The 12,763-nt window shown below is 59.7% G+C and carries 13 protein-coding genes; 7 read left to right on the top strand and 6 right to left on the bottom strand.

The genetic code is table 11. The annotated features are described in order from the left end of the window. Window positions 1-89: 89 nt before the first annotated feature. Window positions 90-1,055: an OmpA family protein gene (locus N5D61_RS19975; protein WP_279893948.1), complete on the bottom strand. Its 966-nt coding sequence runs from the start codon at window positions 1,053-1,055 to the stop codon at window positions 90-92. Between the two features lie 147 nt (window positions 1,056-1,202). Between N5D61_RS19975 and pyrC the strand changes: the two genes are divergently transcribed. The 4 genes from pyrC to bfr all read left to right on the top strand — a co-directional run bounded on the left by pyrC (window position 1,203) and on the right by bfr (window position 4,029). Further along, entirely contained in the window at window positions 1,203-2,249 is a 1,047-nt protein-coding gene (gene pyrC, locus N5D61_RS19970) for a dihydroorotase (RefSeq protein ID WP_108239389.1), read from the top strand. Further along, on the top strand, window positions 2,246-2,923 hold the full coding sequence (rnt, locus tag N5D61_RS19965) for a ribonuclease T (protein ID WP_108239388.1): 678 nt from the start codon (window positions 2,246-2,248) through the stop codon (window positions 2,921-2,923). The genes pyrC and rnt overlap by 4 nt, the downstream gene beginning before the upstream one ends. A 211-nt stretch (window positions 2,924-3,134) precedes the next feature. Next, a complete protein-coding gene (locus N5D61_RS19960; protein ID WP_108239387.1) occupies window positions 3,135-3,353 on the top strand; it encodes a bacterioferritin-associated ferredoxin in 219 nt (72 codons plus the stop codon). A 199-nt stretch (window positions 3,354-3,552) separates the two neighbouring features. After that, complete coding sequence (gene bfr, locus N5D61_RS19955) at window positions 3,553-4,029, top strand: bacterioferritin (protein WP_279893946.1); 477 nt, start codon at window positions 3,553-3,555, stop codon at window positions 4,027-4,029. 68 nt (window positions 4,030-4,097) lie between these two features. Here bfr and grxD read toward each other — a convergent pair whose 3' ends face one another. From grxD to N5D61_RS19940, 3 genes are all read right to left on the bottom strand, one after another. Beyond that, entirely contained in the window at window positions 4,098-4,427 is a 330-nt protein-coding gene (gene grxD / locus N5D61_RS19950; protein ID WP_108239385.1) for a Grx4 family monothiol glutaredoxin, read from the bottom strand. Between the two features lie 116 nt (window positions 4,428-4,543). Further along, the gene (locus N5D61_RS19945) at window positions 4,544-6,652 is read right to left on the bottom strand and encodes a molybdopterin oxidoreductase family protein (RefSeq protein ID WP_108239384.1); all 2,109 of its coding nucleotides are present in this window, start codon (window positions 6,650-6,652) and stop codon (window positions 4,544-4,546) included. Window positions 6,653-6,799: 147 nt separating this feature from the next. Next, the gene (locus N5D61_RS19940; RefSeq protein ID WP_062387999.1) at window positions 6,800-7,102 is read right to left on the bottom strand and encodes a hypothetical protein; all 303 of its coding nucleotides are present in this window, start codon (window positions 7,100-7,102) and stop codon (window positions 6,800-6,802) included. 449 nt (window positions 7,103-7,551) lie between these two features. Between N5D61_RS19940 and argF the strand changes: the two genes are divergently transcribed. Together argF and N5D61_RS19930 are read left to right on the top strand one after the other, a co-directional pair. Then, window positions 7,552-8,472 (top strand): ornithine carbamoyltransferase, encoded by a 921-nt coding sequence (gene argF / locus N5D61_RS19935; RefSeq protein WP_108239383.1) that lies wholly within the window; start codon window positions 7,552-7,554, stop codon window positions 8,470-8,472. Continuing rightward, window positions 8,469-9,515 (top strand): ABC transporter ATP-binding protein, encoded by a 1,047-nt coding sequence (locus N5D61_RS19930; protein WP_279893965.1) that lies wholly within the window; start codon window positions 8,469-8,471, stop codon window positions 9,513-9,515. Before argF ends, N5D61_RS19930 begins: the two co-directional genes overlap by 4 nt. A 48-nt stretch (window positions 9,516-9,563) precedes the next feature. Here N5D61_RS19930 and N5D61_RS19925 read toward each other — a convergent pair whose 3' ends face one another. Together N5D61_RS19925 and ybaK are read right to left on the bottom strand one after the other, a co-directional pair. Further along, the gene (locus N5D61_RS19925) at window positions 9,564-10,352 is read right to left on the bottom strand and encodes a PhzF family phenazine biosynthesis protein (protein WP_108239381.1); all 789 of its coding nucleotides are present in this window, start codon (window positions 10,350-10,352) and stop codon (window positions 9,564-9,566) included. Between the two features lie 71 nt (window positions 10,353-10,423). After that, window positions 10,424-10,894, bottom strand: a complete 471-nt coding sequence (ybaK, locus tag N5D61_RS19920) for a Cys-tRNA(Pro) deacylase (protein ID WP_108239380.1) — start codon at window positions 10,892-10,894, stop codon at window positions 10,424-10,426. Between the two features lie 287 nt (window positions 10,895-11,181). Between ybaK and glpK the strand changes: the two genes are divergently transcribed. Next, window positions 11,182-12,687, top strand: coding sequence for a glycerol kinase GlpK (glpK, locus tag N5D61_RS19915; RefSeq protein WP_108239379.1), 1,506 nt, complete (start codon window positions 11,182-11,184; stop codon window positions 12,685-12,687). Window positions 12,688-12,763: the final 76 nt, after the last annotated feature.

Here is a 12,763-nt window from a genome sequence, read left to right as displayed (position 1 = left end):
ATTCTACCGCTCATACGCTTGGATTTACAGTGTCGCGACAGCTTGTGACGACGAAGCGACAGACGCTGTCGCTCCACGGCGTGATCGGGTCAGGAAACCTTGGCGCTCGCTGCGCCAGCTGCCGTAGCAGGTGCCGCTGGCGCTGCGGGGGCTGGCGTCGTCGCCGGGGCGGGTGCGGTGACGGGCGGAACGAATGGTTTCTGCTCGGCGACGCGGTCCAGATGAATGTTGACTCGCCGGTTGCGCGCGCGGTTGGCGTTATTGGTGTTCGGCACCAACGGATATTGCTCGCCATGAAACCGGACGATGATCTGCTCTTCAGGAACGCCCTGGGCCTTGAGGTAGTCCATGACTGCCAGGGCACGACGACGGGAAAGGTCACGGTTGGTCAGCCGGTTGCCACTGTTATCGGAATGCCCATCCAGTTCCACACGGTTGACCGTAGGATCGGCCTTCATGTAGGCCAAGACGGTGTCGAGACGGCGCTTGGCCGAAGCATCCAGGTCGATACCACCACCTGGGAAGCCGACTTCGGTCTGGCGCACCTGGTCGAAGTTCATGGGTAGCAACTTGGCGGTGCACACCTGGAAATCCGAGTAAGCCTTGCTGAACCTGACCGGCAACAGACGGACTTCCATTGCCCCACCCTCGCGCAGCGCATGGCGGATGACGGGCGTACGCCCATCCATCAAGCCTGCAATCAAGCGCCCCGCCTGGGCCTGGCTGGTGTTGAACGGAATGTCGCCGCCGCTGATTTTCACTGCCCCCAGATTGAGATCCCCGCGCCCCGGTTGCCAAGGGGCGGCTGCAGCAATGAGGGTCGCGGAACCCGACGCCAGGCTGTAGCCGGTCGCCTTGAGCCGGAACGTCGCCTGCTCGCCTGCGCGACGCACGAACTCACCCGCACCGAAATCGGCGATCGGCTGGCTCAGACGGCACTCGAACTGATCGCCTTCTACCTTCCACTCGATATTCTCCAGACGGGTCTGGAAAGTGAGAGCCATGGCCGGAAGGCTGGCAAACACGCTGAGCAGGGCTAGATATCGCTGGCGCACGGGAGGCTCCACTGGAAAATTTCACGCGAAACAAATTTATCGCTTACACGTGTCTATCGGTAAGTTCCTACAAAACTTGATAGCGGGTGCCTGGACGAGTCTTTTCCGGTAGCATTCCCCGCGAGTTTGCCCGCCTGGAATTCCCCCATGTCCGACCGCCTGACCCTCCTGCGCCCCGACGACTGGCATATCCATCTTCGTGATGGCGCCGTTTTGCCCCATACCGTCGCTGACGTGGCGCGCACCTTTGGCCGCGCCATCATCATGCCAAACCTCGTTCCTCCCGTTCGTACGGCGGACCAGGCGCAGGCCTATCGCCAGCGCATTCTGGCTGCCCGCCCGCACGGCAGCCGTTTCGAGCCGCTGATGGTGCTCTACCTCACCGACCTGACCCAGCCTGACGACATCCGCGCCGCCAAGGCCAGTGGCTTTGTCTACGCTGCCAAGCTGTACCCGGCCGGAGCCACCACCAACTCCGATTCAGGCGTGACCAGTGTCGACAAGATCTTCCCGGTGCTGGAGGCAATGGCCGAAGTCGGCATGCCCCTGCTGATCCACGGCGAGGTGACCCGCGGTGACATCGACGTGTTCGACCGCGAGAAGATCTTCATCGATGAGCACATGCGCCGTGTCGTCGAACGTTTCCCGACGTTGAAGGTGGTCTTCGAACACATCACCACTGGCGACGCGGTGCAGTTCGTCAATGAGGCGTCGGCCAACGTCGGCGCCACCATCACCGCGCATCACCTTTTGTATAACCGCAACCATATGTTGGTGGGGGGCATTCGTCCGCACTTCTATTGCCTGCCAATCCTCAAGCGCAACACGCATCAAGTGGCCTTGTTGGACGCAGCGACCAGCGGCAGCCCCAAGTTCTTCCTGGGCACCGATTCTGCACCCCATGCTCAGCACGCCAAGGAAGCTGCATGCGGCTGCGCCGGTTGCTACACCGCTTATGCTGCCATCGAGCTGTACGCCGAAGCCTTTGAACAGCGCAATGCGCTGGACAAGCTGGAAGGTTTTGCCAGCCTTAACGGGCCAGCGTTTTACGGCTTGCCTGCCAATACCGACACCATCACGCTGGTGCGTGACGAATGGACTGCCCCGACCAGCCTTCCCTTCGGTGAGCTGTCGGTGATTCCGCTGCGCGCCGGCGAGACATTGCGCTGGCGCCTGCTGGAGGACAACGCGTGAGTGAAGACCTTTACGACGACGATCAGGACAGCGCTGGCGGCGGCATCGGCGCACGACATCCAATGGCAGCGCGCTTTCGTGGCTACCTGCCGGTCGTCGTCGATGTGGAGACCGGCGGTTTCAATGCGGCGACCGATGCCTTGCTTGAAATTGCCGCGACCACCATCGGCATGGACGAAAAAGGGTTCGTATTCCCTGAGCACACCTACTTCTTCCGGGTCGAGCCATTCGAGGGTGCCAATATCGAAGCGGCGGCCCTGGAATTCACCGGCATCAAGCTCGATCACCCGCTGCGAATGGCCGTGAGCGAAGAAGCTGCGTTGACCGATATCTTTCGGGGCGTACGCAAGGCGCTGAAGGCGAACGGCTGCAAACGCGCGATTCTGGTGGGCCATAATGCCAGTTTTGACTTGGGCTTCCTGAACGCAGCAGTGGCACGGCTGGACATGAAGCGCAACCCGTTCCACCCCTTCTCTAGCTTCGACACGGCCACCCTCGCCGGCTTGGCTTATGGCCAGACAGTGTTGGCGAAAGCCTGCCAGTCGGCAGATATCGACTTCGATGGCCGGGAAGCTCACTCAGCGCGCTACGACACCGAAAAGACCGCCGAGCTGTTCTGCGGTATCGTCAACCGGTGGAAAGAAATGGGCGGCTGGCACGACTTCGATCACTGAAGCGGATCGACACCCCACTCGAACCGGTCCTCGTGGCCGGTTTTTTATTGCGCCAAAGCGCGCAAACCTCGCGGTGCCCAATCCCGCGCTCATCACATTGACCACTGATCGGGCGCCCCTACCTGTTCAAGCGAGTAGTTTTGACAAGCATTCTCATTAACATTAGTATCCGTTGCACATAAGCCCATCACTCTGCGACGGTCCTATTTTTATGTATGTCTGCCTCTGCCAAGGTGTCACCGACGGACAAATCCGCGAAGCGATCATGGAAGGATGCTGCAGCTATCGTGAAGTACGCGAAACCCTCGGAGTCGCAACCAAATGTGGGAAATGTGCCTGCCTTGCGAAGGAAGTGGTTCGCGAAACCCTGACCGAACTGCAAACCACACAGGCGGCGCTGGCCTATCCCGCAGAATTTTCTGCTGCTTGAAAAACATATTTCAAAGAACCGGACCCTGTGTCCGGTTTTTTTATGCCGGGAATTCAATCGCTTAGCGATAAGATGCGGAACACAAACATTCTTATTCCTATTTATTTTCACTTATTATTCAATAACTTAGGTTTGACAGCGGAAAGTTCGAAGCTCAAACTTGCGGCCTGTATAAAACATCTTCGACAGGACCTCGATCATGAAAGGCGACATTACCGTCATCCAGCATCTCAACAAGATCCTCGGAAACGAGCTGGTCGCGATCAACCAGTACTTCCTGCACGCCCGCATGTACGAAGATTGGGGTCTGAACAAGCTCGGCAAGCACGAATACAAAGAATCCATCGATGAGATGAAGCACGCTGACAAACTGATCAAGCGCATCCTGTTTCTGGAAGGCCTGCCGAACCTGCAAGACCTGGGCAAGATTCTGATCGGCGAACACACCAAGGAAATGCTGGAGTGTGACCTCAAGATCGAGCGTAAAGGCCATGCGGACTTGAAAGCTGCGATCGCACACTGTGAAACCGTAGGCGATTTCGGCAGCCGCGAACTGCTCGAAGACATTCTCGAATCCGAAGAAGAGCACATCGACTGGCTTGAAACCCAGTTGGGCCTGATCGACAAAGTCGGCATCGAAAACTACCTGCAGTCGCAGATGGGCGAAGAAGACTGAGTCAAGCCTTCAATACGAAAAAGCCCCGTATCTCGCGAGAGACCGGGGCTTTTTCATGGGCACTTGAATCACGCCGTCGCGTTTTTCTCGACTGCCGCCTTGATCAACGGCTGCAGTTCACCATTGGCATGCATTTCAACGATGATGTCACTGCCGCCCACCAACTCACCATCGACCCACAGCTGAGGAAAGGTCGGCCAATTGGCGTATTTAGGCAGATTGGCGCGGATCTCTGGGTTCTGCAGGATATCGACGTAGGCAAATTTTTCGCCACACGCCATCAGCGCCTGGGAAGCCTTGGCCGAGAAGCCGCACTGCGGAGCGTTCGGCGCGCCTTTCATGTAGAGCAGAACGGTGTTTTTGGCAATCTGGTCTTTGATCGTTTCGATGATATCCATGGAGCACCTCGGCTGAACTTTACGACTGTATGAGTCGACACGGTGCCGCATTCTAACCGATTACCCAGCGGCACGCTCGGTCTTGGCCTCAATCGAGCCGATAAATATGATGAGCGTCATGCCGCGGTCACCGTCACTGGAACCCCGTTGAGCGCTGCGTTTCCCGAGACCGCGTCCAGATGCCGCTCGTCCGTCAGATCGTTCGCACTCGCGCCGGGCTGCTCCCTGGCGATGTCCATCTGCACCCCGGGGCGGCGGTGCCCCCAGCCATGCGGCAGGCTGACCACTCCGCGCATCATGTCGACGCTGCCCATGACTTCGACCTCAATGCCACCCACCCGCGAGGCCACCCGTACCCGCTGGCCGTCCGTCAAACCGTGACGAGCCATGTCTTCAGGGTTCATCAACAAGTGATGACGGGGTTTGCCTTTTACCAAGCGATGGTAGTTATGCATCCAGGAATTGTTGCTGCGTACATGACGTCGACCGATGAGAAGCAGCGTATCGGCGGGTGGCTGCTGAGCGGTGGCGAATCGCACCAGATCGGCGAGGATCACCTCGGGCGCCGCCTGCACCCGTTGATTGCCCGTCTTCAAGCGTGGCGCCAGGTTGGGTTTCAGAGCCCCCAGGTCCAGCCCGTGCGGATAGTCGTTAAGGGTGTCCAGCGACAGCTTGAACCCTGACGCCTCGCCATATAAGCCTGCCCGCAGACCGCGATCCACCATCTGCGCAGGCGGCAGGGTCGGTTTCAGCTCGCGACCGGTCCTGTGAGCGAATGCCTTGGCCAGCCCAACGAATATTTCCCAGTCATGCAACGCGCCTTCAGGCTTGGCCAGTATCGCGCGGTTGAAACGGGTAACGTTGCGCACGGCGAACAGGTTGAAAGTGGTGTCGTAGTGGTCATTCTCCAGCGCAGACGTGGACGGCAGGATCAGATCGGCATGGCGTGTGGTTTCGTTGATATAGAGGTCAACGCTGACCATGAACGCCAGCCCTTCCAACGCCTCGTCCAATCGGCGCCCGTTGGGGGTCGACAACACGGGATTGCCGGCCACCGTCACCAATGCCCTCACCTGCCCCTCACCGGGAGTGAGCATTTCTTCGGCCAGCGCCGAGACCGGCAACTCGCCACCGTATTCCGGGAGCCTCGAGACGCGGCTTTGCCAGCGATTGAAGCTGCCGCCCGAGGTCGAGGCCACCAGGTCGAGCGCAGGTTCGGTGCACAGCGCCCCACCGACACGGTCCAGGTTTCCCGTCACCAGATTGATCAGTTGCACCAGCCAATGGCACAGCGTGCCGTAAGCTTGCGTGGAGATGCCCATGCGCCCGTAACATACCGCCCGCTCCGCCCCCGCAAAATCCCGGGCAAGTTGACGAATCTGCTCGGCAGGGATGCCGCAGCGCACACTCATCGCATCGGCATCGAGCGAGGCGATGGCCGCTCTCACCTCCTCCAGCCCATCGACCGGAAGGTGCGTTGCGCGTGTCAGCCCTTCGACGAACAGCGTGTTCAATACGCCAAGGAGCAGTGCGGCGTCGCCACCCGGCCGGATGAATAAATGCTGATCAGCCATCGCGGCCGTTTCACTTCGCCGCGGATCGACGACCACCACCTTGCCGCCGCGTGTTTGAATCGCTCGCAGGCGTTTCTCCACATCCGGCACCGTCATGATGCTCCCGTTCGACGCCAGTGGGTTGCCGCCGAGAATGAGCATAAAATCGGTGTGATCGATGTCAGCGATCGGCAACAGCAGCCCGTGACCGTACATCAGGTAGCTGGTCAGGTGATGGGGCAGTTGATCCACCGATGTCGCTGAAAAGCGGTTCCGGGTCTTCAGCAGGCCGAGGAAATAATTGCTATGCGTCATCAACCCATAGTTGTGCACGCTAGGATTGCCCTGATAAACCGCCACCGCGTTCTGGCCATGACGTTGCTGTATATCGGCGAGACGCTCAGCCACCAGGTCGAACGCCTCCTGCCAGCCGATAGGATGCCAGTCCTGCCCAACGCGGCGCATGGGCTGGCGCAGCCGGTTCGGGTCATCCTGGATATCCTGCAAGGCCACGGCTTTGGGACAGATATGACCGCGGCTGAACGTGTCCAGCGCGTCGCCCTTGATCGAGGTGATGCGCATCGGAGCATCGTTTTCGACGGTCGTTTCAATGGTCAGGCCGCAAATCGCTTCACACAGATGGCAGGCTCGGTGGTGGAGAGTCTTGGTCATCGCCAGTCTCACGTTCTTGTAGCGCGATCGAAACGTCGCGGGAACCAAGACTATGGCGCCAGTCGCCGACGTTCGCCAGAAACGTCAGCGCCGTGAATCGCACAGCATCAGGTGAGCCGATGGCTCACCTGGCCGAAGAAGGGGCAATCAGGAAGCGGAACCGCCAATGGGCGTGACAACCTTGCGCTGCATTTGAATCTCGTGAACGGTCTCGACCTGTTCCTGCGAGACTTGGACGCCCGTCAGTTCACCGATCAGGCGCCAGTGATCGTCGAGCCCGGCACTGATCGTGGCCATGCGGTCGATCATACGGCGACCCGCGGAGCGAGTGACCTCATCCTCGCTGCGCATCAGCTCGAAAGACATCGAAGTCATGGATGCCGTGAGGTGCGTAAGGGTGCGGGCGGTGAGCCCGAGCAGTTCCGTCAGTTGTTTCTCTTTTGAATCCATTCCCCACCTCTTCTGGAGGACATAAGCAGCCTTTATAACCCACGCCAGCGGTTTATGAAACGTCCGGGTTTGCGCGGCGTGAAGCATGTCGCAAAGGTTTTGCAGCATTTTGAAACTGTTGCGCAAACAGTATCAATTGCACGTCCGGCGAGCCTCGGGGTACAACCTCAACCCGGCCGTCGTAAAGCAATGGCATTTTGCCTTCGCGCTCCGTGCAACTCTAGCACTTTGATGCACGAAAAGCGTCCTGAAGAAGCGGTTTTAAAGCGACCGGACGTCTGACGGCAGTTTTCGAACACGTCGGCCCTTGGCACGAGGCGACATTTTCTTATACCCTCGCGCCTTCCCTATTCGTCGCCCCGTGCGACTTTTGCCGCAGGTCTAGCCCGTTTTCCCGATAAAACCCGGCATTGAGGATCTGCGGTCTGTTGCAGACAAGGTAGTTAATGATGAACACCAGGCACTTTCTCTCGATGATGGATTACACGCCGGACGAGCTGGGCGCGTTGATCCGTCGCGGCATTGAGCTGAAGGACCTGCGAAATCGAGGCGTGCTCTTCGAGCCGCTGAGGGGTCGTGTGCTGGCCATGATCTTCGAGAAATCTTCGACTCGGACGCGGGTTTCGTTCGAGGCCGGCATGATTCAGCTCGGCGGCCAAGCCATTTTTCTGTCCCCGCGCGACACCCAACTGGGCCGTGGCGAGCCGATCTGCGACAGCGCACGGGTGATGTCGCGCATGGTCGATGCGGTCATGATCCGCACCTTCGCCCACAGCAACCTCACTGAATTTGCCGCACATTCTCGCGTACCGGTGATCAACGGCCTGTCCGACGACTTGCATCCGTGCCAGTTGCTGGCCGATATGCAAACCTTCGTCGAGCACCGCGGCCCGATCAGGGGCAAGACGGTGGCCTGGATCGGCGACGGTAACAACATGTGCAACAGCTATATAGAAGCGGCGATCCAGTTCGACTTCGAACTGCGGGTTGCCTGCCCAGAGGGCTATGAGCCGAACCCCGAATTCCTGGCACTGGCCGGCGACCGTGTGACCGTGACCCGCGACCCGCGTGAAGCCGTGGCGGGCGCCCATCTGATCAGCACCGATGTTTGGACCTCCATGGGGCAGGAAGACGAAACAGCCAAGCGCAATGCGCTCTTCAAGCCCTTTCAGGTGACGCGAGAATTGCTCGACCTGGCCGCCGACGACGTACTGTTCATGCACTGCCTGCCGGCACACCGTGGCGAGGAAATCAGCGAAGACCTGCTCGATGACAAGCGCTCGGTGGCATGGGATCAGGCTGAAAACCGTCTGCATGCGCAGAAGGCGCTGCTGGAATTTCTCGTGGCGCCCGCCTACACCCCCGCCTGAGTGACGTGATGCTGCTGAAACTGCGCGACCTTGCCTGCGGCTACGCGAACCAGCGTGTGGTGCAGAACCTCGATCTGCATCTCGATGCGGGCGACATCGGTTGCCTGCTGGGCTCCTCGGGCTGTGGCAAGACCACCACGCTCCGCGCCATCGCCGGGTTCGAGCCGGTGCATACAGGGGAAATCGTGTTGGCGGGCGAGGTCATTTCCCGGCCCGGTTTCACCCTCGCCCCGGAAAAGCGTCGCATCGGCATGGTGTTCCAGGATTACGCACTGTTTCCACACCTCAGCGTCGCCGAGAACATCGCATTCGGTATACGCAATCACCCGCGCCAGGCGCAGGTGGTCCAAGAGATGCTGGGACTGGTCAACCTGAGCGCCTTGGGCGATCGCCATCCTCACGAGCTGTCCGGAGGCCAGCAGCAGCGCGTCGCGCTGGCTCGCGCATTGGCCCCCGAACCGCAATTGCTCTTGCTCGACGAACCGTTCTCCAACCTCGATGGCGCGTTGCGTCGCCGCTTGAGCCATGAGGTGCGTGACATCCTCAAAACCCGTGGCACCAGTGCCATTCTGGTCACTCACGACCAGGAAGAAGCCTTCGCCGTCAGCGATCATGTGGGCGTCTTCAAGGACGGCCGCCTTGAACAGTGGGATACGCCCTACAACCTTTATCACGAGCCGGCGACGCCTTATGTCGCCAGTTTTGTGGGTCAGGGTTATTTCGTACGCGGCCAGTTGATCGACGCCGAATCGGTACAGACCGAGCTGGGCGTCCTGCGGGGCAACCGAGCCTACCGAGGGGCCCGTGGCTCATCGATGGACGTACTCCTGCGCCCGGACGACATCGTCTACGCGCCTGACAGCGCGCTGAAAGCCATGGTCACGAGCAAGACGTTTCAGGGCGCGGCCACGCTGTATCGCCTGGAACTGCCAAGCGGCTCCCCTTTGGAAGCCCTGTTTCCCAGCCACATCGATTTACGTACAGGCGATTGCGTCGGCATTCGCGTGGCGGCGGAACATCTGGTCCTGTTCCCTGCCGCGTGAATCCGCCCTCCAGGAAATGAAGGGCGCGTTCGTCAAACCCAGAACGGGTTACCCCAGCGTCAATACGCCGCTGGCCACCAGCGTCGCATGCCCGCCGATCTTCACCCGATCCCCCTCTAATCGACAGAATAGCTCGCCGCCTCTTGCCGACACCTGATGGGCGTTCAGCGTGAATTTGTTCAACCGGGCAGACCAATAGGGGATCAAGCTGCAATGGGTCGCCCCGGTGACAGGATCTTCAGGAATGCCAATCGCTGGCGCGAAATACCGAGACACGAAGTCATAGCGTTCCCCATCCCCTTTGGCTGTCACGATCACTCCCGGCCAAGGCAGCCGGGCGATGGCAGCCAGATCGGGCTTGCAATCGCGTACCGCCTGTTCCGATTCCAGAACCACCAGCAATTGCCCGGCCCCCAGTACGTCCACCACGGCCGCGTTCAGCGCCCGTTCGATGTCGACGGTGACGCCCAGTTCGCTGGGCGGCATCGAGGGAAAGTCCAGCAGCAGGCGGCCATTCTCCCGCGTGACACTCAGCACCCCGGATCGGCTGGTGAAGGCGATGGCTTCAGACGCCTCGCCGTACTTTTCCAGCAGCACGTGCGCCGCGGCCAGCGTGGCGTGCCCACACAACGGGACTTCGTGACTCGGCGTGAACCACCGAACGTGCCAGCCTTGCGCCTCCCGGACCACGAAGGCGGTCTCGGAAAGGTTGTGCTCCGCCGCGATTCGCTGCATGAGCTCATCGGCCAGCCAAGTATCGAGGCGATAGACCATCGCTGGATTGCCCGCGAAAGCATGGTCGCTGAATGCGTCGACCTGATGAAATTCCAGCTGCATGGCAAAGATCCCCCATCGTTATTGTTTGAAGGCGAGCCTCCTGCCCGCCAGTACCGCTTTCAACGGATGACTCAGTCGCGGCCGATGTGCGCAAAACGAGCACCGGTATGCTGGGCCAGTACGGCCGCCGACAACTCCACCTCCAGCCCGCGCCGTCCTGCACTGACAAAGATCGTTTCAAACGGTTGGGCGGATTCGTCGATGAAGGTGCGCAGCCTCTTTTTCTGCCCTAAGGGGCTGATGCCACCGAGGAGGTAACCCGTAGCACGCTGCGCTGCGGCGGGATCGGCCATTTCCGCTTTCTTCGCCCCTGCTGCGTGAGCCAGTGCCTTGAGGTCGAGTGAGCCCACCACGGGAACCACCGCCACCAGCAGTTCACCTTTCTCGGTACTGGCCAGTAACGTCTTGAACACTTGGGCAGGTTGCAGTTTCAATTTTTCCGCGGCTTCCAGACCATATGAGGCGGCCTTGGGATCATGTTCATAACTGTGCACGCGATGTTCGGCTCGAACTTTTTTCAGCAATTCCAATGCGGGGGTCATGCAGGGCTCCAGAAGGCCGGGGCTGTGACAAGGTTGGCTGCCCTAACTTTAGGCCATCTGCCTTCAAAACGCCTCCATCTAAAGCGGCGTGGCGCAACAAAAACGGGGGCGGTTTCCAACGCAGCGGGCATTCGTTTAAGGTCTTTGACAAGGTTCGTTTACGTCTATATTTTTTCGAATACGAATATTGAGTTCGCCATCAATCATCTGTCCGAGCGAAGCACGCGCTTCCCCACGTACACTGATGGCAGACCTGCAGCCTTCCGCTTCATCACCAGGCAATCGACATGACCGACAACGACAACAAGAACTACATCATCGCCCTCGATCAAGGCACGACCAGCTCGCGAGCCATCATTTTCGACCGCGACGCCAACGTGGTGAGCACCGCCCAGAGCGAGTTCGTGCAGCATTACCCGCAGCCTGGCTGGGTCGAACACGACCCGATGGAAATCTTTGCGACGCAGACCGCCTGCATGACCAAAGTGCTGGCTCAGGCCAACCTGCATCACAATCAGATCGCTGCCATTGGCATCACCAACCAGCGTGAAACCACGGTGGTCTGGGAAAAGGAAAGCGGCCGCCCGATCTACAACGCGGTGGTGTGGCAATGCCGTCGCAGTACCGAGATCTGTCAGCAGCTCAAGCGCGACGGGCTGGAGGACTACATCAAAGAAACCACCGGGCTGGTGATCGACCCTTATTTTTCCGGCAGCAAGCTGAAATGGATACTCGACCATGTCGAAGGCAGCCGTGAGCGAGCCCGTCGTGGCGAGCTGCTGTTCGGCACCGTCGACAGTTGGCTGATCTGGAAATTTACGGGGGGCAAGGTCCACGTGACCGATTACACCAATGCCTCGCGCACCATGATGTTCAACATTCACACACTCGAGTGGGATGAACGGATGCTCGAAGTGCTCGACGTGCCCCGGGAGATGCTGCCGCAGGTGAAGTCCTCGTCCGAGGTCTACGGCCACAGCAAAAGCGGTATTGCCATCGCCGGCATCGCGGGGGACCAGCAGTCGGCGTTGTTCGGGCAGATGTGCGTCGAACCTGGCCAGGCCAAGAACACCTACGGCACCGGCTGTTTCCTGCTGATGAACACCGGCAAAAAAGCTGTGAAATCCCACCACGGGCTGTTGACCACCATTGGCTGCGGGCCGCGTGGAGAAGTGGCATACGCGCTGGAGGGCGCGGTGTTCAACGGTGGCTCGACGGTGCAATGGCTGCGCGATGAGCTGAAGATCGTCAACGACTCCATGGACACCGAGTACTTCGCAACCAAAGTAAAGAACAGCAACGGCGTGTACCTGGTCCCGGCGTTCACCGGGCTCGGTGCGCCTTACTGGGACCCTTACGCCCGTGGCGCATTGTTCGGCCTGACCCGGGGCGTGAAAGTCGATCACATCATTCGCGCGGCCCTGGAATCGATCGCCTATCAGACACGTGACGTGCTCGATGCCATGCAGCAGGACGCCGGCGAGCCACTCAAGGCGTTGCGCGTCGACGGGGGCGCCGTGGCCAACAACTTTCTCATGCAATTCCAGGCTGACATTCTGGGCACCGAGGTGGAGCGTCCGAAGATGCGCGAGACTACCGCGCTCGGCGCTGCCTACCTGGCTGGGCTGGCCATTGGCTTCTGGAGCGGGCTGGACGAGTTGAAAGACAAGGCGGTGATCGAGCGCAAGTTCGAGCCGCAATGTGATGCGACTGAAAAAGAAAAGCTGTATGCGGGCTGGCGCAAAGCGGTGGACCGCACGCGGGACTGGGAGCCACACGAAGACGCCGAGTAATCTGACAACCCGTTGTAGGATCGAGCTTGCTCGCGCGGATGACTCGCTTCTGTGAAAGATCGCTCATCTGACGCAG

The sequence above is a fragment of the Pseudomonas sp. GD03842 genome, from assembly GCF_029841165.1.
In the GTDB taxonomy this organism is placed as follows: domain Bacteria; phylum Pseudomonadota; class Gammaproteobacteria; order Pseudomonadales; family Pseudomonadaceae; genus Aquipseudomonas.
This window is presented reverse-complemented; position numbering and strand designations above follow the sequence as displayed.

What these genes read in the sequence shown, in the direction of transcription:
- pyrC (WP_108239389.1), top strand. Translation starts at nt 1,203, where the DNA reads ATGTCCGACCGCCTGACCCTCCTGCGCCCCGACGACTGGCATATCCAT.
- N5D61_RS19960 (WP_108239387.1), top strand. Translation starts at nt 3,135, where the DNA reads ATGTATGTCTGCCTCTGCCAAGGTGTCACCGACGGACAAATCCGCGAA.
- bfr (WP_279893946.1), top strand. Translation starts at nt 3,553, where the DNA reads ATGAAAGGCGACATTACCGTCATCCAGCATCTCAACAAGATCCTCGGA.
- grxD (WP_108239385.1), bottom strand. Translation starts at nt 4,427, where the DNA reads ATGGATATCATCGAAACGATCAAAGACCAGATTGCCAAAAACACCGTT.
- N5D61_RS19945 (WP_108239384.1), bottom strand. Translation starts at nt 6,652, where the DNA reads ATGACCAAGACTCTCCACCACCGAGCCTGCCATCTGTGTGAAGCGATT.
- N5D61_RS19940 (WP_062387999.1), bottom strand. Translation starts at nt 7,102, where the DNA reads ATGGATTCAAAAGAGAAACAACTGACGGAACTGCTCGGGCTCACCGCC.
- argF (WP_108239383.1), top strand. Translation starts at nt 7,552, where the DNA reads ATGAACACCAGGCACTTTCTCTCGATGATGGATTACACGCCGGACGAG.
- N5D61_RS19925 (WP_108239381.1), bottom strand. Translation starts at nt 10,352, where the DNA reads ATGCAGCTGGAATTTCATCAGGTCGACGCATTCAGCGACCATGCTTTC.
- ybaK (WP_108239380.1), bottom strand. Translation starts at nt 10,894, where the DNA reads ATGACCCCCGCATTGGAATTGCTGAAAAAAGTTCGAGCCGAACATCGC.
- glpK (WP_108239379.1), top strand. Translation starts at nt 11,182, where the DNA reads ATGACCGACAACGACAACAAGAACTACATCATCGCCCTCGATCAAGGC.